This is a genomic window from Butyrivibrio sp. M55 (assembly GCF_900116865.1).
Classification (GTDB): domain Bacteria; phylum Bacillota; class Clostridia; order Lachnospirales; family Lachnospiraceae; genus Butyrivibrio.
The window spans coordinates 71960-93284 of sequence record NZ_FPCD01000004.1 but is presented as its reverse complement, the minus strand read 5'-3'; the positions used below and the strand labels follow the sequence as shown (position 1 = coordinate 93284).

24 protein-coding genes are annotated in these 21325 nt (G+C 41.2%); 8 read left to right on the top strand and 16 right to left on the bottom strand.

The features are described 5' to 3' along the window. Positions 1-59: 59 nt before the first annotated feature. Positions 60-293, bottom strand: coding sequence for a GlsB/YeaQ/YmgE family stress response membrane protein (locus tag BM398_RS06355; RefSeq protein WP_026656002.1), 234 nt, complete (start codon positions 291-293; stop codon positions 60-62). A 131-nt stretch (positions 294-424) separates the two neighbouring features. Here BM398_RS06355 and BM398_RS06350 point away from each other — a divergent pair, with 131 nt between their 5' ends. Beyond that, positions 425-676 (top strand): TIGR03905 family TSCPD domain-containing protein, encoded by a 252-nt coding sequence (locus BM398_RS06350; protein ID WP_092336922.1) that lies wholly within the window; start codon positions 425-427, stop codon positions 674-676. A gap of 77 nt (positions 677-753) precedes the next feature. Here BM398_RS06350 and BM398_RS06345 read toward each other — a convergent pair whose 3' ends face one another. The 6 genes from BM398_RS06345 to BM398_RS06320 form a co-directional block, all read right to left on the bottom strand. Continuing rightward, positions 754-1155, bottom strand: a complete 402-nt coding sequence (locus BM398_RS06345; RefSeq protein WP_330390556.1) for a pyridoxamine 5'-phosphate oxidase family protein — start codon at positions 1153-1155, stop codon at positions 754-756. 231 nt (positions 1156-1386) lie between these two features. Then, the gene (locus BM398_RS06340; protein WP_092336921.1) at positions 1387-4173 is read right to left on the bottom strand and encodes a carbohydrate-binding protein; all 2787 of its coding nucleotides are present in this window, start codon (positions 4171-4173) and stop codon (positions 1387-1389) included. A 220-nt stretch (positions 4174-4393) separates the two neighbouring features. Continuing rightward, complete coding sequence (locus BM398_RS06335; protein ID WP_092336920.1) at positions 4394-5128, bottom strand: amino acid ABC transporter ATP-binding protein; 735 nt, start codon at positions 5126-5128, stop codon at positions 4394-4396. 1 nt (position 5129) lies between these two features. After that, positions 5130-5798 (bottom strand): amino acid ABC transporter permease, encoded by a 669-nt coding sequence (locus BM398_RS06330; RefSeq protein ID WP_092336919.1) that lies wholly within the window; start codon positions 5796-5798, stop codon positions 5130-5132. A 4-nt stretch (positions 5799-5802) separates the two neighbouring features. Beyond that, positions 5803-6462, bottom strand: coding sequence for an amino acid ABC transporter permease (locus BM398_RS06325; protein ID WP_092336918.1), 660 nt, complete (start codon positions 6460-6462; stop codon positions 5803-5805). 83 nt (positions 6463-6545) lie between these two features. Then, complete coding sequence (locus BM398_RS06320) at positions 6546-7556, bottom strand: transporter substrate-binding domain-containing protein (protein WP_092336917.1); 1011 nt, start codon at positions 7554-7556, stop codon at positions 6546-6548. Between the two features lie 314 nt (positions 7557-7870). On the opposite strand from BM398_RS06320, the gene panB reads away from it, so the two are divergent. The 3 genes from panB to panD are packed head-to-tail and all read left to right on the top strand — an operon-like array spanning position 7871 to position 10078. After that, positions 7871-8734 carry a 3-methyl-2-oxobutanoate hydroxymethyltransferase gene (gene panB, locus BM398_RS06315; RefSeq protein WP_092336916.1) on the top strand — a complete coding sequence of 288 codons (864 nt, stop codon included), beginning with the start codon at positions 7871-7873 and terminating at the stop codon, positions 8732-8734. 42 nt (positions 8735-8776) lie between these two features. Next, positions 8777-9631, top strand: coding sequence for a pantoate--beta-alanine ligase (panC, locus tag BM398_RS06310; RefSeq protein WP_092336915.1), 855 nt, complete (start codon positions 8777-8779; stop codon positions 9629-9631). 54 nt (positions 9632-9685) lie between these two features. Next, positions 9686-10078 carry an aspartate 1-decarboxylase gene (gene panD, locus BM398_RS06305; RefSeq protein ID WP_092336914.1) on the top strand — a complete coding sequence of 131 codons (393 nt, stop codon included), beginning with the start codon at positions 9686-9688 and terminating at the stop codon, positions 10076-10078. A gap of 62 nt (positions 10079-10140) precedes the next feature. Here the strand turns inward: panD and BM398_RS06300 are convergent, their stop codons facing one another. Genes BM398_RS06300 through BM398_RS06290 form a run of 3 tightly spaced genes read right to left on the bottom strand, consistent with a single transcriptional unit; the run spans position 10141 to position 12355 of the window. After that, entirely contained in the window at positions 10141-10893 is a 753-nt protein-coding gene (locus BM398_RS06300) for a basic amino acid ABC transporter substrate-binding protein (RefSeq protein WP_092336913.1), read from the bottom strand. A gap of 30 nt (positions 10894-10923) precedes the next feature. Next, entirely contained in the window at positions 10924-11655 is a 732-nt protein-coding gene (locus BM398_RS06295; protein WP_304528541.1) for an amino acid ABC transporter ATP-binding protein, read from the bottom strand. A 10-nt stretch (positions 11656-11665) separates the two neighbouring features. Beyond that, a complete protein-coding gene (locus BM398_RS06290) occupies positions 11666-12355 on the bottom strand; it encodes an amino acid ABC transporter permease (protein WP_175531866.1) in 690 nt (229 codons plus the stop codon). 239 nt (positions 12356-12594) lie between these two features. On the opposite strand from BM398_RS06290, the gene BM398_RS06285 reads away from it, so the two are divergent. After that, complete coding sequence (locus BM398_RS06285; RefSeq protein ID WP_175531865.1) at positions 12595-13125, top strand: GNAT family N-acetyltransferase; 531 nt, start codon at positions 12595-12597, stop codon at positions 13123-13125. A gap of 69 nt (positions 13126-13194) precedes the next feature. Here BM398_RS06285 and BM398_RS06280 read toward each other — a convergent pair whose 3' ends face one another. Together BM398_RS06280 and BM398_RS06275 are read right to left on the bottom strand one after the other, a co-directional pair. Continuing rightward, positions 13195-13917, bottom strand: coding sequence for a hypothetical protein (locus BM398_RS06280; RefSeq protein WP_092336911.1), 723 nt, complete (start codon positions 13915-13917; stop codon positions 13195-13197). 110 nt (positions 13918-14027) lie between these two features. Further along, the gene (locus tag BM398_RS06275; protein ID WP_092336910.1) at positions 14028-14372 is read right to left on the bottom strand and encodes a winged helix-turn-helix transcriptional regulator; all 345 of its coding nucleotides are present in this window, start codon (positions 14370-14372) and stop codon (positions 14028-14030) included. 118 nt (positions 14373-14490) lie between these two features. On the opposite strand from BM398_RS06275, the gene BM398_RS06270 reads away from it, so the two are divergent. Genes BM398_RS06270 through BM398_RS06260 form a run of 3 tightly spaced genes read left to right on the top strand, consistent with a single transcriptional unit; the run spans position 14491 to position 15663 of the window. Continuing rightward, a complete protein-coding gene (locus BM398_RS06270) occupies positions 14491-14691 on the top strand; it encodes a 4Fe-4S binding protein (RefSeq protein WP_092336909.1) in 201 nt (66 codons plus the stop codon). Then, the gene (locus BM398_RS06265; RefSeq protein ID WP_092336908.1) at positions 14678-15271 is read left to right on the top strand and encodes a 4Fe-4S binding protein; all 594 of its coding nucleotides are present in this window, start codon (positions 14678-14680) and stop codon (positions 15269-15271) included. The genes BM398_RS06270 and BM398_RS06265 overlap by 14 nt, the downstream gene beginning before the upstream one ends. A gap of 2 nt (positions 15272-15273) precedes the next feature. Beyond that, entirely contained in the window at positions 15274-15663 is a 390-nt protein-coding gene (locus BM398_RS06260) for a C-GCAxxG-C-C family protein (RefSeq protein ID WP_092336907.1), read from the top strand. A 74-nt stretch (positions 15664-15737) separates the two neighbouring features. Here BM398_RS06260 and BM398_RS06255 read toward each other — a convergent pair whose 3' ends face one another. The 4 genes from BM398_RS06255 to BM398_RS17115 form a co-directional block, all read right to left on the bottom strand. Beyond that, entirely contained in the window at positions 15738-16853 is a 1116-nt protein-coding gene (locus BM398_RS06255; RefSeq protein WP_092336906.1) for a 5-methyltetrahydropteroyltriglutamate--homocysteine S-methyltransferase, read from the bottom strand. Between the two features lie 130 nt (positions 16854-16983). After that, positions 16984-17385: a (deoxy)nucleoside triphosphate pyrophosphohydrolase gene (locus tag BM398_RS06250; RefSeq protein ID WP_092336905.1), complete on the bottom strand. Its 402-nt coding sequence runs from the start codon at positions 17383-17385 to the stop codon at positions 16984-16986. A gap of 15 nt (positions 17386-17400) precedes the next feature. Continuing rightward, the gene (locus BM398_RS06245; protein WP_092336904.1) at positions 17401-20367 is read right to left on the bottom strand and encodes a DEAD/DEAH box helicase; all 2967 of its coding nucleotides are present in this window, start codon (positions 20365-20367) and stop codon (positions 17401-17403) included. A 152-nt stretch (positions 20368-20519) separates the two neighbouring features. Continuing rightward, a complete protein-coding gene (locus tag BM398_RS17115; protein ID WP_175531864.1) occupies positions 20520-21227 on the bottom strand; it encodes a hypothetical protein in 708 nt (235 codons plus the stop codon). Positions 21228-21325 lie beyond the last annotated feature (98 nt).

The following is a 21325-nucleotide window of genomic DNA, read 5'->3' as shown; positions in this document are numbered from 1 at the left end:
CTTTTACATATAATGTTAGTGGCCATAGCAACTAAGCCACGACCACCAAAAATGATTTTTTAGAACAGCTTTCTTCCGCCCCAAATGCAGATGCAAGCACCTACAACGGATATCAAAAGTCTTCCGATGAGACCATTTGCATTTAAATCGAGAAGTCCGAATACGAATCCTCCGACAAATCCACCGACTACTCCAAGAATTATGTTCTTAAGAGTTCCCGAAGATTCATTCATGATCTTGCTCGCAATAAAACCTGCAACAGCTCCCAATATAAGACTACCGATCAATCCCATTTTTTCCTCCATTCAAAAAAACAAAACGTTAACTATCATTTTATATGATACCGCATTTTTAGAAATTTCGGTACTTGATATTTTTTATGTAAAATGTAGAATATCCATATCAGAAAAAGGAGATTTCTATTATGCAGAATTATTCATACCAGACTCGCGGTGTCTGTGCAAAAAAGGTCGATTTTGATATCGAAGACGGCAAGCTTCACAACGTGAAATTCACAGGCGGATGTCCCGGCAACACAGTTGCCGTTGGCAAACTTCTTGAAGGAATGGACGCAGAAAAAGCTGTTGCCATCTTAAAAGGAAACGACTGCAACGGAAAAGGCACTTCATGCGCCGACCAGCTCGCAATCGCAGTAGAGCAGGCACTTGCAAACTAAATAGCAAAAATAAAAATAGCTGTTTTCAAATGACTAAGTCTTGAAAACAGCTATTTTTTATTCAATAGAATTATTCATCAAAATTTGATTGTTACAGGAGCCTCAGTAAATGAGCTAATAGTTGCTGTCGCATTCTTGAAATACAGCATCTGCATATTGTCATCATCTGCGCTGTACATTCCGTTAAGCTGAGGCATCTTCTCAAGCATTGCAACCTTAACATCGTGAGAATCATCATTGATAAGCTCTCCGGCTACACGGATCCATCTGCCATCCTTAAATGCGCAGATCTCAGCCTTGGGATTTGCTGCAAGCTGCTTAGAAACGTCTTTTACCTTACCTGTCTGAATGTAAAGCTTATCACCTGACAAAAGAACTGTGCCGAAAGGTCTTACTCTTGGCTGATCTCCGTCAACGGTTGCAAGATAATAAGTCTCTGCGTCATTTAAAAAATCATATACTTTCTGAATATCTGACATCTATTCACCCTCCAAATGTAAATCATTTTATTTCATAAACTTCATGTTAGTATAAAAAAACCGATGTGTAAATATACAATCTTGATTATATTATGCAAGAATATTCAAAAAATATCACGACTCACAGAAAACTCCTCCCACTGTTTTTCACAGTAGAGAGGAGCTTTCGGTTTCGTATCAGCTTTTTACTTTCTATTTTCTAATTCAATTATCATTATTAAACGTCTTTAATTATTTAATAAACTCATATGTAATCGTTCTGGGAGCTGTGCCCTGTCCGATGATACCGAATGAAATGAAGTTACCGTTCTCAATGTATGCATTCCAGAAGAAAGGAGTAATTACGTAATAATCGCCTTCTTCTTTGATTTCCATGCACCAGCTCTGGTTGATCTTGATTCCATCCTTCTTAATTCTGAGCTTCCATCCGTTTACTGTCTCACCTGAGTTATTGCTAACTCTGAAATCTACAAGATATCCTGAACCCCAGTCATTTACAGTGTGTGAAAGTGTAAGGTTTGACTTAGCGGGTGTAGGTGTCTCTGTGCTTCCACCGTTTCCGTTATCGGGTGCCGGTGTAGGTGTTGGAGTAGGTGTAGGTGTGGGTGTAGGTGTAGGTGTAGGTGTGGGTGTGGGTGTGGGTGTAGGTGTGCTTCCGTTACCCTGATCATCTACGCTTGCCTTCCAGCTTGCAATACTTACATCACCAACTTTACCAACAAATGCAAGTGTGTGTCTTCCTGTAATATTATCAAACTTCAATGTATAAGTTGCATATTTACCGTTTGTATTGGCAATCTTGATATTTCCAAGTGCCTTTCCGTCAACGCCACCGTCTCTGATTTCAACTACAGCGGGCTTATCTGCCTTTGCACTGATAGTGATTGATGTTGCGCCCTTCTTGAAATCTACATCAGTTACTGTGAAGTAGTCATCTGCTCCAAGGCTTGAAACAACTTTCTTTCCATCGTAATCTACATACTCGATGCCCTTTGTCTCACCATAGTTAACGCCTGTTGAGATCTCGTTGTAAGGGAAAAGAGTTGATCCTGAACCCTTCTTTGTATCCTCTGTCTTCTCAGGTGTAGGAGTAGGTGTGGGTGTTGGAGTAGGTGTAACTGTGCTTCCGTCATCCTTCTTCTCAGGTGCACTCATTGCCTTCCAACTTGCAATGCTTACATCTCCCATCTTTCCTACGAATGCGATTGTATGCTTTCCTGTAAGACCGTCAACCTGTACGCCGAATGTCTCATATTTTCCGTCTGTAGAATTAACCTTATATGTTCCGAGTACTTTTCCGTCAGCACCGCCTTCTCTAAGTTCTACCATAGCAGGCTTATCAGCCTTTGCTGTGATGAACATTGTTGCAACGCCCTTCTTGAAATCTACATCCTTTATTGTGAAGTAGTCACCGGAACCAAGGCTTGAAACAACCTTCTTTCCGTTGTAATCTACATATTCAATGCCCTTTGTCTCACCATAATTTACATCTGTTGAAATCTCATTGTAAGGGAAAAGAGTTGCTCCTGTTCCTGTCTTTCCTGTTGTATCTTCCTTCTTATCCGGTGTAGGTGTGGGAGTAGGTGTAACTGTACTTCCGTCATCCTTCTTCTCAGGTGCACTCATTGCCTTCCAGCTTGCAATGCTTGCATTTCCCATCTTTCCTACGAATGCGATTGTATGCTTTCCTGTAAGACCGTCAACCTGTACGCCGAATGTCTCATATTTTCCATCTGTAGAATTGATCTTAAATGTTCCGAGTACTTTTCCGTCTGCTCCGCCTTCTCTAAGCTCTACCATAGCAGGCTTATCAGACTTTGCAGAAATGAACATTGTTGCAACGCCCTTCTTGAAATCCACATCCTTTATTGTGAAGTAGTCACCGGAACCAAGGCTTGAAACTACCTTCTTTCCGTTGTAATCCACATATTCAATACCCTTTGTCTCACCATAATTTACATCTGTTGAGATTTCATTGTAAGGGAAAAGAGTTGCTCCTGTTCCTGTCTTTCCTGTTGTATCTTCAACCTTCTCAGGCTCTTTGTTATTGTCTCCCTGTGTATCCTTATCAGGAGTCTTTGACTTGTCGTCTGTCTTAGCGCCGGGTGCATGTAATGCCTTCCAGCTCTCAATGCTTACGTTACCAGCCTTACCTACGAATACAACGGCATGAGTTCCTGTAATATCGTTCTCCTCAGCCTTTACTGTTACTGTCTTGTACTCGCCGTCTGTAGAAGTAACTTTAACCTTACCAAGTACTGTTCCTTCAACGCCGTCAGCTCTGATTTCTAATGCTGAAGGCTCATCAGACTTAAGCGAAATATTAAATGCAGCTACACCCTTATCAAAAGTAAGGTTGTGTACTACATAGTAGTCGTCTTTCTCAAGGCTTGTAAGAACCTTTGAGTCCTTATTATCCTGCTGCTCGATTCCCTTAGATTCCTTAGAAATCTCTTCTGTCTTGATTACATCATAAGGTGAAACAAAATCTCCTTCACCTGTCTTTCCTGTCTCAGAATCAACAGGGAACTCTGTCTTAGCTTCATCCTCTGAAGATGCCTCTACAGCAGACCATTTATCAATAGCGAATGATCCCATCTTTCCAACAAAAGCGATGGTCTTCTTTCCATCAAGCTTTACAGATGAATCAAATACAAACTCCTTGTAATCGCCCTTTGTTGCACCAATCTTTGTCTTGGCGATGACGTCTCCGTCTGCTCCGCCTTCTCTAATCTCAAGTATAGATGCCGCATCGGCTTTTGCTGTTACCTTAAACTGTGATACTCCCTTAGAAAAGTTAACGTCCTTTACAATAAAATAATCACCGCTGTCGATGCTTGATACAGCCTTAACATCACCATCAGTAACTACCTTTGTTCCTGACTGTCCAAAATTTGTTTCTGCCTCTACCCCGTTATAAGGATTAAGCGCCGGCGCCGCGTTAACGTCTACGCTATTGTTAAGTATCAATAAGCCCCCCATGGCAATACTTGATAATAACGAAATCTGTCTTTTCATACATGTTACCTCCACATTTGTAAACTTGTTCCTTACAAATATTTTTATATATTAAATATTCTGTAATATTTGTTAGGATAAGACAGATTATAGCAGTAAACGATTAAGATGACTTGTCAGATATTGCTTTTCACTGCTCAAATATTGCTATTTGGTGAAATTTTGTTACTTTTCTTTTAACGTCGTATTATATCAAATAAACTTGTAATTAATATCGCATTTAATACGAGAATGTCTGTAAGAATTGCTTAAGTCTGTCAGTTTTTGGTCTGTCAAAAAACTCTTCGGGACTTCCTTCTTCGACAATCCTTCCGTTATCAATGAACACCATGCGGTCTGCAACAGCTCTTGCAAACTGCATTTCATGCGTCACAATGATCATTGTTCGCCCTTCTTTTGCCAAGGAAAGAACAACTTCAAGAACCTCGCGTACCATCTCAGGATCAAGTGCCGCCGTTATCTCATCAAGAAGAAGTATCTCCGGATGCATGATAAGTGCTCTTACTATCGCAACTCTCTGCTTCTGTCCACCTGATAACTGCCTGGGGTAATTATCTTTTTTGGTCAAAAGACCTACTCTCTCAAGCAAAGTCAGTGCCTCAGCTTCAACTTCCTTCTTATCTCTCTTTTTAACCTTAACAGGCGCAAGCATAAGATTCTGAAGCACGGTAAGATGCGGGAAAAGATCGTAGCTTTGGAATACCATGCCCGCTTTTTCCCTTATATTTCCTATGTTCTTGCTCGCAGCATCAACCTTCTGTCCGTCAAGCACGATCTCGCCGTCCTGAATATCTTCGAGCGCGTTAAGGCATCTTAAGAATGTACTTTTTCCGCAGCCCGAAGGACCGACGATCACGACAACTTCGCCTCTTTTTACAGTCAGATTCATATTCTCGAAAACTGTTATGTCTTCATATCTTTTGCTTACATTGTTAACTTTGAGTATCTCTTCCATATCAGTTCTCCCATTTCTTCTCTAAATATCTGGAAAGCATGCTGATTGGCCAGCAAGCTATAAAATACAATAAAAATATGACAAGGAACACGCCAAACGCTGCTGTAGGCGAAGCTTTCCTGTTTGCTTCGATTATCTGCTGTCCGACTTTCAAAACCTCGACGATTCCTATCATCATTACAAGACTCGTGGTCTTGATCATTCTCGTTATGAGATTTATCGACAGCGGAATCATGCGCCTGATTATCTGCGGCACAATAACATATCTGTACGTCTGAAGCCTGTTAAGTCCAAGCGAAATACTACTCTCGTACTGAATTGCAGGGATACTGAGAAGTGCCCCTCTCACAAGGTCCGCCATCTCCGCCGTTCCCCAGAACGAGAACACTATGACAGCCGCCGTCTCAGCCTCCAGACTTATTCCAAGCGCTTTAGTCGTTCCGAAGTACACGATGAAAAGAAGCACCATCTGCGGCATTATTCTTACAATCTCAAGATACACTCTCGAGATCACCGTAATTACAGGGTTCTTCAGCGCCATCAAAATTCCAAGAATAACTCCGAGCACAATACTTATCGCCACGGACACAAAGCTTATCTTAAGCGAAACCCCAAGCCCCGTAAGGAGCCTTAACATATTATTTCCTTTTAGCAAAACTTCAAATCCCATATGCTCACACTCCTAACGTCCTGAATCTGGCTTTTTTCTCTATGATGCTTCCAATTACGGAAACCGGAAGAAGCATTATTATGTAAAAGATAACCAGCAAAAACAGCGCTTCCGTCGTATCGTAGTATAGTCCTATCAGGTCTTTTGCCGTAAACATCAGATCCATAAGGCTTATCGCAGAAAATACGCTCGTCTCTTTTAGAAGGAATATCACATTTGCAAGTATTCCCGGAACGCTCTGTGAGATTGCCTGAGGAAGTATGACCGATAAAAAGAGCTGCTTCCTTGAAAGCCCAAGTGCAAGAGCGCTCTCTGTCTGCGACTTTGGCACACTCTCAAGTCCGCTTCTAAAAACTTCCGCCATATAACTTCCGCCAAGGAGCCCCAGCCCGACAAATCCACAAGTCTCCGCAGATATCGTAAGTCCCACCTTCGGAAGTCCGAAGTATATGAAAAAGAGCTGCACCAGAAGCGGTGTGTTTCTGAATAATTCTATGTACACAAGCGAGATTCCCGACAAAAACGGAATCTTAAAGTGCATAACAAATGCAGCAAAAAGACCTATGACAAGCGCCAGGAGAATACCAAGCCACCCTATCTTTACCGTCAGGATAAATGCTTCTATATATAAAGGTATGTAGGAAATAATAACGTCTAAGTTCATTTTGTGTTTCCTTTTAAACGCTGATTGGGAGAGCCCGAAAGCTCTCCCTCGCATATGTTATCAGTTATTTTTACTATAATATATTACTTTGCAGATGAAGCTTCTGTTGATGCTTCTGCTGCATCTGAAGATGCTGCGCTGCTTGCTTCCTCTGAAGAATCCGATGAAGCTTCTGATGACGTATCTGCTACTTTTCCGCCTTCAACTACAAGTGTCTCCTCGTAGTCTTTACCGTATGTATCGATAAGAGTTGCCTCATAATCAGCATGGAAGAAGTTCTCTTTGCCAAGGCTCTCAATCTCACCGTTGATCCAGTCAAGAAGTGTGCTGTTGCCCTTAGATACTGCGGGAGCGATAGTATCCTGACTTCCGAGTGAAGGAATACCTACTTCATATCCTGGATTCTCAATTGCATATGCAATAACCTCTGTATTGTCATTTGCCCAAGCCACACCTGTTCCGTTTTCAAAAGAAGTCTTTGCTGTTGCGTATGTATCGAACTTCTGAAGCTTGATATCGGGATAATTCTTTTCAAGATATGTCTCAGCTGTTGTTCCTGAGATAACAATAACCTGATCGTCAGGCTTGATCTCGCTGAGGTCCTTGATAACCTTATCTTTAGGTGAAACAACTCCGAGTGCCACGTTCATATAAGGAAGTGCGAAATCAACTTTTTCTGCTCTTTCTTCTGTAACCGTGAAGTTTGCAAGGACGATATCAACCTTACCTGTCTCGAGGTACTCAACTCTGCTTGCTGCCTCAGTAGATACGAAGTTGATCTTTACGCCGAGGTCTTCGCCGAGCTTATTAGCGAAGTAAACATCATAGCCCTGATATTCACCGTTCTCATCAACATATCCGAAGGGGTTCTTGTCTGAGAATACTCCGATGTTGATCTCTCCGCTTTCCTTTATCTCATCAAGTGTTCTATATACTTTGCTGTCACTCTGCTCCTGTGTTGCCGAAGCATCGCTGCTTGTCTGCTCTGCAGAACCTTCCTTCGCTGAAGCGGATCCGCATCCCGTAAGCGTTGCTACTCCAAGTGCAAGGGTAAGTGTTGCTGCCAAGATTTTTTTCAAATTGTTCTTTTTCATAATGTGTTTCTCCTCATCTAAAACTTAATCTAAAAATTCAGCTGTCAGATTTTTTAACGGGTCCCTTTCGTAATCACTGAACAAATATTACTTCCAATCACCTATCAGGTCAATAGGTTTTACGATAGGTAATCTTTATATCTTCTGATAGCTTGCGGTTATAGCCCGCATAACAGGCGCCATTCTGCCTCTCATAAGCGGCACTGCGTCAATTAATGCTGGAATATACAATGCATGTCTGATATAGTTACATCGAAGCCCTAAAACAATGAGACCTTGAACAATCAAGGCTTGTATGGAAAAGAGGTAAAAAAATGAAGAAGACAGTAACGACGTTACAACAACAAAAGTTGGAAGGCCGTAGAATCAGCATGCTCACATGCTACGACTACACTACCGCATGCCTTATGGAAGCGGCAGACGTAGACACAGTGCTGATAGGCGACTCTCTCGGAATGACCATGCTCGGTTATGACGACACTCTTCCCGTCACCATGGAAGACATGATCCATCACACCGCAGCCGTTTCAAGAGGTTTAAAAAACACCTTCCTAATCGCTGATATGCCCTTTATGTCATATCAGACGTCAATCTATGATGCCGTCGCAAATGCCGGCAGACTCATGAAAGAAGGCCACGCGCAGGCTGTTAAGCTTGAAGGTGGAGCAAAGGTCTGTGAACAGATTGAAGCAATCACCAAAGCGGACATTCCCGTGGTCGCACATCTTGGACTGACTCCACAGTCCGTAAATGCCTTTGGCGGTTTCAAAGTACAAGGCAAAAACGAAGCGCAGGCGAAACAGATTCTCGAAGATGCACTCGCAGTTGAGAAAGCAGGCGCATTCATGGTAGTTCTCGAATGTATTCCCGAAAAACTTGCAACACTTATAACGAAACGTCTTTCTATTCCGACTATCGGAATCGGTGCGGGCGCAGGATGCGACGGACAGGTACTTGTTTATCAGGACATGCTCGGAATGTTCGAAGGTATCAAACCCAAATTCGTAAAGCAGTTCGCACAGATTGGAAAAGAAATGAAGGAAGCCTTCAGCGCTTACGACGAAGCCGTGAAAGCAGGCGAATATCCTTCAAAAGAGCACTCCTTTGCAATTGACGATGATGTTATAAATGCGATTGATCCGGATTTTGCAATGCAGGAAGAAGCCCGTGCGATCTAACTTTCAAGACAAATCAAGATGCATCATAGAGAGGACAAACAAATGATAATTACAGAGACAATAGATGAAGTAAAAGAACATGTAAAAGAATGGAAGAAAGCAGGCTACTCTATAGGACTTGTTCCGACCATGGGATACCTTCACGAAGGTCACGCAAGCCTTATAAAAAGAGCCGTTGCAGAAAATGATAAGGTTATAGTAAGCGACTTCGTAAACCCAATCCAGTTCGGCGCAGATGAAGATCTCGCAACTTATCCAAGGGACTTCGAAGCTGACTGCACGCTGTGCGACGGGCTTGGCGCCGATCTTATCTTCCACCCCGAACCCGCTGAAATGTATGGCGATACATTCTTTTCACACGTAGGCGTAGATACTCTTTCAAAGGGACTCTGCGGAAAGAGCCGTCCCACTCACTTTAACGGTGTGTGCACAGTCGTGACCAAACTTTTTAACATTGCTGAGGCAGACAGAGCTTACTTTGGAGAAAAAGACTACCAGCAGCTTGCCATCGTTCGCAAGATGGTTTCAGATCTAAACTACAACATCGAGATCATCGGCTGCCCCATCATAAGGGAAAAAGACGGACTGGCCAAGAGCTCAAGGAACACTTATCTGAATCAGTCAGAAAGAAGCGCCGCCCTGATACTTCATAAAGCACTTACAAAGGGCGAAGAAATGGTCAGAAGCGGTGAAAAGAATGCGAAAAAGATCATCTCTGCGATCAAAGAAACAATCGAAACAGAGCCGCTTGCCAAGATCGACTATGTAGAGCTCGTCGATTCAGAAAAGCTCCAGCCCGTTGAAACAATAGAAGGTCCGATTCTTACAGCACTTGCTGTTTATATAGGAAAGACAAGGCTTATCGACAATTTCTTCGTTGATTCAGTCTGCGAATAAAACGCGGACATGATCAACGTCTACCGAAAACAATTGAATAAGGATGTATAGCATATGAATATAAACATGTTGAAAGGTAAGATACATCGTGCGACCATAACTCACGCCGAGCTTGATTACATAGGAAGCATCACCATCGACAGCTCTCTTATGGAAGCTGCGGGAATCCTTGAATACGAGCAGGTTCAGATTGTTGATGTACAGAACGGAAACCGCTTCGAGACATATACCATTGCGGGAGATGCAGGAAGCGGGATGATATGTCTTAACGGCGCAGCCGCAAGACAGGTGTGCGTCGGCGACAATGTGATAATTATGTCGTACTGCACAATTGATGCGCAAGACGCCAAGACTCACAAACCCACCGTGGTATTTGTGGATGAATCCAACAAACCTGCACGCATCACAAGATATGAGAAACACGGAAAACTTACAGATATGACATAAATATCTACTTAGACAAACAGGGCTGCCGCTATAGCGACAGCCCTGTAATCAACTAAAACTATTTATTCAGCATCGGCATATTTTGCTGCAAACTCAGAAATTGTACCGTCAGCGAGCATCTTATCGATTGCTTCGTTAATAGTCTTAAGAAGTTCTGTGTTACCCTTCTTAACTGCGATAGCATATTCCTCAGACTCAAAAGCACTTGGATCTTCTACAATAGTAAGACCTTCGTTGTCGCCAACAAAATCTTTTGCTGTAGCTGAGTCGATAACTACTACATCGCACTTGCCGTTTACAAGCTCAAGAATACACTCTGTACCTTTCTTGAATGCTTCATACTGATAGCCGAGATCCTTTACAACTGTCTCGCCTGTATAGCCCTGAACAACAGCAATTGCTTTGCCTTCCATATCTGCTGCAGTCTTGATGTCAGAACCCTCTTTAACAACCATAACCTGTGTTGCTGTATAGTAAGGAGTTGAGAAATCAACTGTCTTAGCTCTCTCTTCCGTAGCTGTCATACCTGCAATAGCGGCATCGATCTGACCGTTCTGAATTGCTACAAGAAGTGAATCAAATTCCATGTTGGCAATCTCAATATCTTTTCCTGAGATTTCACCAATCTTGGATGCGATAGCCATGTCGATTCCGTCATAACCGTCGATAACACCGTTTGTAGAAATGTACTCAAAAGGCGGGAACTCTGCGTTTGTTCCAAACACGATCTTGTTTGAAGACTTAGATCCGCAACCTGTGAGTGCAAGGACACCCATTACCAAAATAAGTGCAACTGACAATATTCTCTTTTTCATATTTATCTCCCTCTGTGCGCCGTTTATTATTTATAAGACCTTGCTCAAGAACAACTTTGCTCTCTCGCTGGTCGGGTGGCTGAATATCTGTTCCGGAGTTCCTTCCTCCATGATGACTCCCTCATCCATAAAAAGAACTCTGTTCGCAACTTCCCTTGCAAATCCCATCTCGTGAGTAACGATGACCATCGTCATTCCGGTCTCTGCAAGTTTCTTCATAACATCGAGAACTTCTCCTACCATCTCAGGATCAAGTGCCGATGTGGGTTCATCAAAAAGCATTACTTCCGGTTCCATCGCAAGCGCCCTTGCTATAGCAACACGCTGTTTCTGTCCACCGGAAAGCTGAATGGGATAATTGTCAGCTTTTTCCGAAAGGCCAACTCTCTCAAGAAGCTCTTTGGCCTTCTTCTCTGCATCAAGCTTAGTCATCTTACCGAGCTTAACCGGTGCATAAGTGATGTTATCAATAATAGTCATATGTGGGAAAAGATTGAAATGCTGGAATACCATTCCCATCTTCTGGCGGATCTTGTTGATATCCGTCGCCGGGTCATTTATCTTTTGACCATCAAGGAAAACCTCTCCCTCGGAGATCTCCTCAAGCTGATTGAGACAACGTAAAAACGTGCTCTTACCTGAACCTGAGGGACCGATGACAACTACCACTTCTCCCTGCTTGATGGAAGTGGTGATGCCGTTTAAAACTTCTAAATTCTCAAATTTCTTTTTAAGATTCTTTACTTCAATCATATCACTCATGGCATTCTCCTCATCGTATGTCCGACTTACGAAGAGTGTTCTCAACTCTCTTAAGTGCAAGTGTAAGTATCTTGATCAGTACATAGTAGATCACAGCAGTTCCGATCAAAGGCATAAATGCCAGGAATGTTGAACTCTTAATGAAATCGCCGGCCTTCTGAATATCCATAAGACCAACGTATCCTACGATAGCGGTTTCTTTTATAAGAACGATAAACTCGTTGCAAAGCGCGGGAAAAATATTCTTGATAGCCTGCGGGATAACAATACCCATAAGCGTCTGTCTCGCGTTAAGACCAAGCGATCTGCCGGCTTCGGTCTGCCCTTTATCGATCGACTGGATACCTGCGCGGACAATCTCAGAAACGTAAGCACCCGAATTTATTCCGAATGCGATCGCAGCGATGATCCACTTAGGCCAGCGAACACTTGCAAACACAACGAAATAGATGATCATAAGCTGTGTAACGGAAGGTGTTCCCCTTATGACATCCGTGTAAATTGTGCCGATAGTCTTAAGTATTTTATTGGTAGACATATTGCACATCGCGATCATAAAACCTATCACAATACCTATCGCAACGGCAACGAGTGAAACCTTGATAGTCACTCCGATACCGTCTATCAGCATCATGTATCTGTTCTCTTCAATAAAGCAACGGCTGAAATCCTCAGCCAGTTTTGCAAACCATTCTTTCATAAACTCAATTTCTCCCAGTAAATTCCTAATGAAAAATACCATATAATCATCAATTTTACAATATATTCAATTAATATCGCAAATATCGGGAAGTTTGCAAAACGGGCTGTGTTCTTTATATCAAATACATGTATACGATTCAGTATTTATCAGCATTTCAGCTGTATCATTTGTCGTCAAAAACCTTTACCCTCGCATGAATACATGTTACCATGATGAAATGTGGAGGTAATCATAAATTGAAATACGACATCTTAGGAAAGACAATCGGCCTCAGAAAAATGACCATCGATGATTGCGACAAGATCGTTGAATGGAGAAATAACGAGCGGGTAAGAGAGCGCTACGTTTATCGCGAGAAATTTTCTTTGGAAGCTCAGCAGAAATACTACAAAGAACAAGTTCAGACCAAAAATGTTTTCCAATATATGATATGCGAACTAAACAATAATGACCGCGCGATCGGTTCGGTTGTTTTTAAAGATTACAAGCCGGCAGACAGACAGATTGAATACGGCCTGTTCATCGGAGAAGACGACACTATCGGAAAAGGATACGGAAAAGAAACTGCGGAACTTAGCATGAAGCTTGGCTTTGATACATTCGAAGTCGACAGAATAATCAGCAGCATCTTTTGCGACAATATCCCCTCACTTGTTATCAACATAAAAGCAGGAATGCTTCCATGCATGATCTTACATGACGTCGAATGCACCGACGGCGAGAGAAAAGATATGATAATCGTTGAGGCGAAACGAGATAACACTTAAGAAAAAAGAGTGACCACCCTTTGAACTTTATCGGATGATCACTCTTTCTTTGTTATTAGTTTCGGCTAATTACTCTACAACTGTGAATGTAATAGGTGTTGCAGCTTCATAGTTCTTCCAATATTCTTTGAATTCTTTTTCGCCGCCTGTGAAATCTTTTGTGGCAGCTTCGTCAAAGCTGTTGGTCTCTCTTAAGAATCCTGAATATGTATTACCGTCTTTACTGATGTTATCTTTCACCATAAGACCGTCTCCGTCAGGATTTAAGAAAAGCGCCTCGTAGTAATCCGTATAGCACGCATACACCAAATCGTTTCCTACCGCTATCGGATACTCTTTTTCACTGGAAAAAGCATTACCGATATTCTTAACTATGCCACCTACTTCGCCGTAAAAAGCTACCTCTATTCCATGCTTCTCAGCGTCAACTGAATCTGTGATTGCAAGAACCTCGCCGTTGTAACCTTTAATCTTTATCTTTGTATATCCCTGGCCTTTTGTAAGATAAGAAATTATCTCATCATAGTCCTTAAACTTATCCTTTTTTGATGCCTCCTCAACAAATGAGCTTGGCATAAAATCACCGTCTGCATTATCCATCGCTATCTCATCAGCCGATGCTTCATCTTCTGAGCCCGTTTCAGCATCCGCTGTTTCCGGTTCATCTGCTTCAGGCTCAGCTACCTCTGCTGTCTCTGCCGGCTCCCCTGCGTCTTCGGATGTGCCAATCCCCGCGCATCCCGTAAATGTCAGCATTCCTGCCATAACTAAATAAGCAATTCTTTTTTTCATTTCTTTTTACTCCTCTTCCCCGTTAAAAAAATGTAAACATTGTAAAATAACAAATAAATAATATCACCCATTTGTGTTTTATCTGTGTATTTTATTATTGTGCTATAAATTTACAGATTATTCTCACCCCATCTTTTTAATTCGAGAAGAATAGGAATCAGACTCTTGGTCTTTATAGTAAGATTATATTCAACCCTCACAGGCATTTCATCATACTGCTTTCTCTCAACAAGGCCGTCTGCTTCAAGTTCTTTTAATGAATTCGCCAGCATCGTATTGGTGATTCCGTGTATAGAACGGCTCAATTCTCCGTATCTGACAACTTCATTCTTATCGATGACGCATAAGATCATAATCTTCCACTTGCCGCCGACGGTATCAATAACCTTTTTTAATCCGCAACCTTTTCCTGCGATATCTTCACATAATGGCTCGTGATTCTCTTTTTTTCTCATAGTATACTTTTCCTTACCAGATAACTAAAAACTGCGTACTTGATATAAAAATTATACCACATATAATAAAAGTATCGAATAGAAAAAACAAGTAGATCTTGAGATAAGGAGATTCATTATGAGAAAGGCTGCTGTTGACACAAACAGATGCGTAGCCTGCGGAGTGTGTGCGTTGCAATGTCCAAAGGAAGCAATCGGCATTTATAAAGGTAGTTACGCAGTTGTGGATGTCGCCAAATGCGTAGGATGCGGTATGTGCGAAAAAGCCTGCCCTTCAGGTTCTATTAATGTTGCGGAGGTACAAGATGTCATTAAATAAGAAAAAACACTGGTATGACTATCTTTGGATATGGACGATAGTTTATTTTGCGCTTGGTTTTTTCAATATCTTATTTGCCTGGCTTGGAATGATTGATTTCATACTTCCTTTAATATTTGCGGCAGTAGGCGGGAATAAATGGTTCTGCAATCATATGTGCGGAAGAGGGCAACTTTTCTGGGTACTTGGAAGAAACCTTAAGTGCTCACGAAGAAAGCCTGCTCCGAAGTGGATCTCATCAAAATGGTTCAGATATGGTTTCCTTACATTTTTTATGACAATGTTTGGATCCATGATCTTTCAGACATATCTTGTTTTCTCGGGAGCATCGACACTTAAGAAAGTGGTCAAACTCTTTTGGACATTTAAAGTACCATGGAAATGGGCGTATAATGGAAGTGTCCTACCGGATTGGGTGGCACAGTTTGGCTTTGGATTTTACAGTCTTATGCTGACATCCACGCTGATAGGCCTGATAGTAATGGCAATGTACAAAGAAAGAACCTGGTGTACTTTTTGTCCGATGGGAACTATGACACAGGGCATTTGCAAGATAAAGGCAAAGAAAGGTAGTGGATAATTATGACATTGAATGAAAGAGCCGATAAGGCTGTGGAACTCAAAAATTCCGGAATGTATAACTGTGCGCAGGCGGTAACTGCGGCATTGGCCGATGAGACGGGGCTAACTGAGGAGCAACTCAAACAGGTATCTGCCGGATTCTGCGCGGGAATGGGCAACCTTGAAGCAACCTGCGGCGCTTTGATAGGAGCAGGAATGATAGCGGGACTTAAGACAGAGGGCAAAGGAACTCTTGGCGTCACCAAACAGATTCAGGAAGAGTTTGGAAAAAGATGCGGTGCCTTGAAGTGCAAAGATCTAAAGGCAGTTACAGACGGAAAGCCATTATGCCCCTGTGAGACTTGCGTTAGAAACGCAGTAATGATCTACGGAGAAATCATGGGACTTTGATATAAGGTAAAAAATTTAACGTGTGCGATTTTGAAACACCATCAAAACCGCACACGTTATTTTTTATAAATACATTATCCCCACACTTCTTCTGCAATCTCTTTGACAAGCTTGAGCTTTGCCCACTGCTCTTCTTCCGTAAGCTTATTGCCTATCTCACAGGAAGCAAAGCCACACTGCGGGCTCAGGTAAAGTCTGTCGAGAGGAACATATTTTGCAGCTTCATGAATTCTGTCTATAACCTTCTGCTTATCTTCAAGCGCAGGAGTCTTGGTTGTGATAAGACCAAGAACAACTTTCTTGTCATCTGAAACCTTGGAAAGCGGAGCAAATCCGCCGGATCTCTCATCATCATACTCAAGGAAAAGCGCATTCACATTTTCTTTTGCAAACACGTAATCAGCAACGGTATCATAAGGTCCGCTGGTAAAATAGGTTGAGTGGTAATTACCTCTGCAGATATGTGAATTGATCACCATGTCGGCAGGCTTTCCTTCGAGCGCGAGATTGTTCACTCTAAGGAGCTGCTCTTTTACCTCCTCAAGATCTATTCCGAGAGACTTATATCTCTGCTTAGCCGCATCGCCGACAATCGCGCCCCATGTGCAGTCATCAAGCTGAAGATTACGGCATCCCGCATCGTAGAACTGCTTAATAACATCACGATATGCCTTTGCAATATCTTCGATAAGTTCATCGTTTGTAGGATAGAACTTCCTTGTTGTCTCAAAGTTTGCCGGTACGATCATCTGCTGGAAAGTCTGCGCAGGTGCAGGTATTGTATATTTCGCAACAGTGTTCTCATCCTCGAACTGCTTAAGGAACTTGTAGTATTCCACAAAAGGATGAGCCTTAGCTTTGATCTTGCCAACAAGATATGTATCATCGAGAACAGCCAGCTCACCGTTAAACTCAACGCCTTTGCCGGTAGCCTTGTGCTCCACGCCTTCAAAGCCCCACATAAAGTCAAGATGCCAGAAGGTCCTTCTGAACTCTCCGTCTGTTATCACATGAAATCCAAGCTCTTTCTGCTTTGCAACTACCTTAGTAATCTCATCATTGATAACTTTATCAAGTTCTTCCTTGCCAATCTTGCCTTCCGCAAACGCTGCCTTAGCGTCCTTAAGCGCCTTAGGTCTCAAAAAGCTTCCAACAAAATCATATCTGAACGGTGTCTGTAAACTACTCATCTTATATCTCCTCTTCAAGCTAAATATTATAGGCAAAATAATATACCTACCAAAGTGATAGGTATAATATATTTTTTGTTGGGTTATCGATAGATTTTATCTATGGAAAGGAGACGTTGGTGATTTAATTCTATAATGCTTCTTTGATTGCATCAATCAGTGTAATGTCAGCCGGAAGCCAATCAACATCGCCAAGTTGCTCCTTTGTAAGCCATCTTGCTGCCTCATGCTCATTGAGAACGAGATTCCCCTTCAGAATGTCTGACCAGAAACAATCCATTGATAAATGAAACGTCGGGTAATCATATTCGATTGTATCAATTAACTCACCAACACTTATTTCTGTGTCAAGTTCCTCACGAATTTCTCGTTTTAATGCTTCCTGAGGAGTTTCACCTTCTTCAATCTTTCCACCCGGAAATTCCCATCCATCCTTATATTCGCCATATCCCCTTTGGGTTGCAAATATTATTGGATTTCCTTCTTCATTTTCTGCTTTTATTACTGCCGCAACTACGCGTATGGTTTTCATTTTTACTCCCTTCAACTACTTTGATAAATACTCGTACAAATCCTCTCTGACAGATTGTTTTAATTGCAAATGAAAATTCATTATTGGCAATGCTTCGCCTTCATCATTTTTTATGCTCGTCTGCTGCCAGAATACAGGTGTTACTTCTCCCATATAGTAAAAATCCGCACCTTCATCATCACTTTTCTTTATAAATAAGAATAGCTTTTCCCCATTTTCATTTGCATGAATAATCTGCTGAGTTTCTTTGCTTTCCAAAGACACTCTGCTTCGAGTCATCCAATTAAATAACTGCTCATTTATAAAATGATCAGGATAATTCGTAGAACTTGATATGTCTTCATTTTTATTATATGTAACAAAAATCGGACAAGTACCATATTTATATCTATAACCGTAAACAGTTGAACTGTCATCTTTTTCCCAATTCAAGATTCTGCATACATCTTTCCTTGAATATTTCCTATAAAGAACAAGATTATTTTCATCTGCTTCCTTATAATTATCTTTATACCTAAGTAGCCCAAATTCAATTGTTTCTTTTAATTGCTTTTCAAATTGCTTATCTACAAGTGCCTGCGCATAAGCTTTTGCTCTTTTAAGTCTTCTCTCTTTTGCCTCCTCTTCATCAATCCACTCCACAAGATCATACTTAGTTTTATCTGCCTTTGAGTTAAGCCATGATAAGCTAATTATGTTCATTGCAGAATCATAATCTTCTTCCCTATATGTTCCTCCGACAGCTTCCAAAGACTCTTTGAACCTCATGTTGTCAATAACTCCTTGGCTTCCTTCCAGCAACGACTTGAGAATTATTAGCTCATGTGGTCTTTTTCCATTCATAAGAAACTGCGAAACAAAGGCAAGCATCTCCTCTTGTTCCTTAGAAAAAAGAATCTTGTAATAAGGTTCAATCCTTTTTAAAAATGAATGATACGATTCTTTTGTATATTCGATAAACAGCATCGGATCAATTTCACCATAATTATAAAAGTCTATGATAGATGGTATTCTTCCCAATCTATCTTTTAACAGCTCATATTTTTCCTTAAGCATCGCAAGGCGTAAAGTAGACTTATCGATAGACTCAAAAATCCTTTGTTTGCTTACCATATCAAAGTGCACTGTTGATGCACCCGGAATAACTCTCCCGCCTTCCATAACATATCTGCGAATATTGTCTTTGTTGTATGTTCTGTCACCTGACAACGCTATGGGAATCATGAAATTATTGTTATAATTCCCGATAAAATCCAGTATTACCGTAAATTCTTTTCCATCAGCCTTACGAAGTCCTCTACCAAGCTGCTGAATAAATACTATAGGAGACTGTGTGGGTCTTAGCATTATAACCTGATTAACTTCTACTATATCTACACCTTCATTAAGAATTTCCACAGATAAAATATAGTCAAGCGGTCCATTATCATTTATATATGAAACATCTTCATTTTCATACATCGCCAATCTTTCAAATGCATCTTCTCGCTCCGACTCTGATGCACTTCCGTTAAGCGCTATTGTTCTGTAGTACTTTCCCGTAGCCGGATTGATGGTATGATTCATCTTCTCTGAAAGGGTCTCAGACTCTTTTATTGAACTACAGAATATCAATCCTTTTATTCTGTCCCCGCTATATCCATAATAATTTGCCTGCTCAACAATATGCTTTACTCGCTCATCACAAGTTAATACCGAAAAATCACGATTTTGATCATCACCAATAATAGAAATATCAGTTATGCCAAAATAGTGAAACGGGCATAACAGATCTTCTTCCATAGCCTGCTGCAATCTTATCTCATACGCAATCTGATGATTAAACAACTCATATACATTGCGACCTTCAACATTATCATCACGCTTATCAGGTGTAGCGGTCATTCCCAGCCACAATTTAGGCGTAAAATGATTCATGACCTTCTGATATGTTGCCGCAGGAACATGATGTGCTTCATCGAGACATATTGCATCAAAATGATCAGAAGCATATTGAAGCAAATGTTCATCTCTATTCAAGGTTTGAACTGTCGCAAACACAAAATCAGCATCATAATCGCTGCTTCCTGCTCCAACAAGTCCCATAGTCACAGACTTCCCAAATACCTTTTCATATGATTTCTTAGTTTGCCTGGCAAGTTGGCCTCTGTGCACAAGAAAAAGAACCCGCTTATAGCCAAGTTCACGCATGGCAAAAGCTGACGCATATGTTTTTCCCGTTCCGGTTGCAGATATAAGAAGAGCCTTTTTCTCTCCCGCGCTGATTATTTTTCGCAGATTAGTTATAAAACCAACCTGCATACTATTTGGTTTTAATCTATATTTTTCAAGCGAAACAAGTTCTTCTTTTTTGGCAATGTCACGCTGATGTCTTATTATCTGATACTTTTGCTTGTACTCTTCAATAAAGCCATCAAAATCTCTAGCATACGGAGACTCCCAAAGCCGCTCAAACTCTTCAATAATCTGCTTTGAAACTTCTCCGTCTATTGTTGAAACAATCTTAGTATTCCATTCATAGTTCTGCTTCAGAGCTCCGCCTGTCATGTTGGAACTTCCAATTATTATTCTATAAACTTCTTCATTTCTAAAAATATATCCCTTTGTATGAAAGCCTTCACCTGAACTTTCCGAGTCATATATTTTCAAAGTAATATTTGAAAGGGAATTCAATTTTTCAAGCGCCTTGGGTTCGCTGAAATTCAAATAATTCGTTGTAAGGATTTCTCCTTTTATCCCCTTTTTTTCTAATTCATTAAGCGTCAGTAAAAGAGGTGTTATTCCACCAAGCGTAATAAATGCAACACTAATCCTAAAGGAATCACATACTGAAAGCTCATCTTCGATAGATGAGAGGACTTTCTTTCCTTCTTTATAGTTATTTGAAATAAACTGAGGCCTATACCTCTCGTTAGAAACGATAGATCCGTCAATATAGGCTGTTTCTAATCCTTTTCTTAATTCAATAATGGAATTTCCCATAATATCCCCCTTTAGAAAAACCCTTACTTCAAGTATAGTTGCATATAAATGTGCGATCAAACACTTTTTCGCTATATACAAAATGCACCTCAGACGCTGTCTCTCCTTCAGCATCTAAGGTGCATTTTTCACGTATTCTTTTTAACCATCTCTTACTTTGCTACTCTGCCCTCTGCCTTACCGTATTCATTGTAATGTTTTAAAAGCTTGTCTCCGTCTGCGCCTATTGCAGTCTGGAGATCTACATTATTGGTGTAATAAGCATATGCATTAAACTCGTCCGTATTACCCTTGTACGTCTTGAGTGCTTCAACTACACCGTTTGCCGCATTGGTCTGTGGAGCCTGTGCTGTACTTGCCGTAGCGAGCTTAGGTGGCTTACATACTTTGCATGCTTCATAACCTTTATCTACTGCGCTCTGAAGAGTTGTCTGTATCTTACTTTTACCAAGACTTCTGCAACCATCTGCGTGATATTTTGTTCCCGTCTTAGTTGTATATACAACAGTATCGCCATTTGAAGCAGCTGTAGAAGTCGTTGTAGTAGCAGTTGTTTTTGCAGGTGCTGCTACCGCATTAGCCTGAAGCGCTGCTGCCTGACTTGTTGAATCAAGCTTGGGCGGCTTACATTTTTTGCATGCTTCATAGCCTTTATCTACAGCATCCTGAAGAGTAGTCGCTATCTTACTCTTGCTAAGACTGCTACATCCATCTGAATGATATTTTTCACCTGTCTTAGTGAGATAAACGGTAGTATCTCCGCCTGCAGCGCTAACCTTTATATCACCCGTGATGAACGTTCCAACTACCATGAGAAAAGCTGTAATCACAGCAAGATTTCTTTTCACAAGCAACTTCATTGGCAATACCTCTCTTTCGAAATAATGTAATTGAAATTATATATAGCTTCGCCTGTGAATGAAACAAACTTGGAGTTAAAAGAATATAAAATAAAAAG

Bases quoted from the DNA above. Each gene is read 5' to 3' on its own strand.
- BM398_RS06340 (WP_092336921.1), bottom strand. From the start codon at position 4,173: ATGAAAAGACAGATTTCGTTATTATCAAGTATTGCCATGGGGGGCTTA.
- BM398_RS06245 (WP_092336904.1), bottom strand. From the start codon at position 20,367: ATGGGAAATTCCATTATTGAATTAAGAAAAGGATTAGAAACAGCCTAT.
- BM398_RS06325 (WP_092336918.1), bottom strand. From the start codon at position 6,462: ATGAACTTAGACGTTATTATTTCCTACATACCTTTATATATAGAAGCA.
- BM398_RS06300 (WP_092336913.1), bottom strand. From the start codon at position 10,893: ATGAAAAAGAGAATATTGTCAGTTGCACTTATTTTGGTAATGGGTGTC.
- BM398_RS06275 (WP_092336910.1), bottom strand. From the start codon at position 14,372: ATGAGAAAAAAAGAGAATCACGAGCCATTATGTGAAGATATCGCAGGA.
- BM398_RS06295 (WP_304528541.1), bottom strand. From the start codon at position 11,655: ATGAGTGATATGATTGAAGTAAAGAATCTTAAAAAGAAATTTGAGAAT.
- BM398_RS06330 (WP_092336919.1), bottom strand. From the start codon at position 5,798: ATGGGATTTGAAGTTTTGCTAAAAGGAAATAATATGTTAAGGCTCCTT.
- BM398_RS06350 (WP_092336922.1), top strand. From the start codon at position 425: ATGCAGAATTATTCATACCAGACTCGCGGTGTCTGTGCAAAAAAGGTC.
- BM398_RS17115 (WP_175531864.1), bottom strand. From the start codon at position 21,227: ATGAAGTTGCTTGTGAAAAGAAATCTTGCTGTGATTACAGCTTTTCTC.
- BM398_RS06280 (WP_092336911.1), bottom strand. From the start codon at position 13,917: ATGAAAAAAAGAATTGCTTATTTAGTTATGGCAGGAATGCTGACATTT.
- BM398_RS06270 (WP_092336909.1), top strand. From the start codon at position 14,491: ATGAGAAAGGCTGCTGTTGACACAAACAGATGCGTAGCCTGCGGAGTG.
- panD (WP_092336914.1), top strand. From the start codon at position 9,686: ATGAATATAAACATGTTGAAAGGTAAGATACATCGTGCGACCATAACT.
- BM398_RS06255 (WP_092336906.1), bottom strand. From the start codon at position 16,853: ATGAGTAGTTTACAGACACCGTTCAGATATGATTTTGTTGGAAGCTTT.
- BM398_RS06355 (WP_026656002.1), bottom strand. From the start codon at position 293: ATGGGATTGATCGGTAGTCTTATATTGGGAGCTGTTGCAGGTTTTATT.
- BM398_RS06345 (WP_330390556.1), bottom strand. From the start codon at position 1,155: ATGTCAGATATTCAGAAAGTATATGATTTTTTAAATGACGCAGAGACT.
- BM398_RS06335 (WP_092336920.1), bottom strand. From the start codon at position 5,128: ATGGAAGAGATACTCAAAGTTAACAATGTAAGCAAAAGATATGAAGAC.
- BM398_RS06290 (WP_175531866.1), bottom strand. From the start codon at position 12,355: ATGAAAGAATGGTTTGCAAAACTGGCTGAGGATTTCAGCCGTTGCTTT.
- BM398_RS06260 (WP_092336907.1), top strand. From the start codon at position 15,274: ATGACATTGAATGAAAGAGCCGATAAGGCTGTGGAACTCAAAAATTCC.
- panC (WP_092336915.1), top strand. From the start codon at position 8,777: ATGATAATTACAGAGACAATAGATGAAGTAAAAGAACATGTAAAAGAA.
- BM398_RS06250 (WP_092336905.1), bottom strand. From the start codon at position 17,385: ATGAAAACCATACGCGTAGTTGCGGCAGTAATAAAAGCAGAAAATGAA.
- BM398_RS06320 (WP_092336917.1), bottom strand. From the start codon at position 7,556: ATGAAAAAGAACAATTTGAAAAAAATCTTGGCAGCAACACTTACCCTT.
- BM398_RS06265 (WP_092336908.1), top strand. From the start codon at position 14,678: ATGTCATTAAATAAGAAAAAACACTGGTATGACTATCTTTGGATATGG.
- panB (WP_092336916.1), top strand. From the start codon at position 7,871: ATGAAGAAGACAGTAACGACGTTACAACAACAAAAGTTGGAAGGCCGT.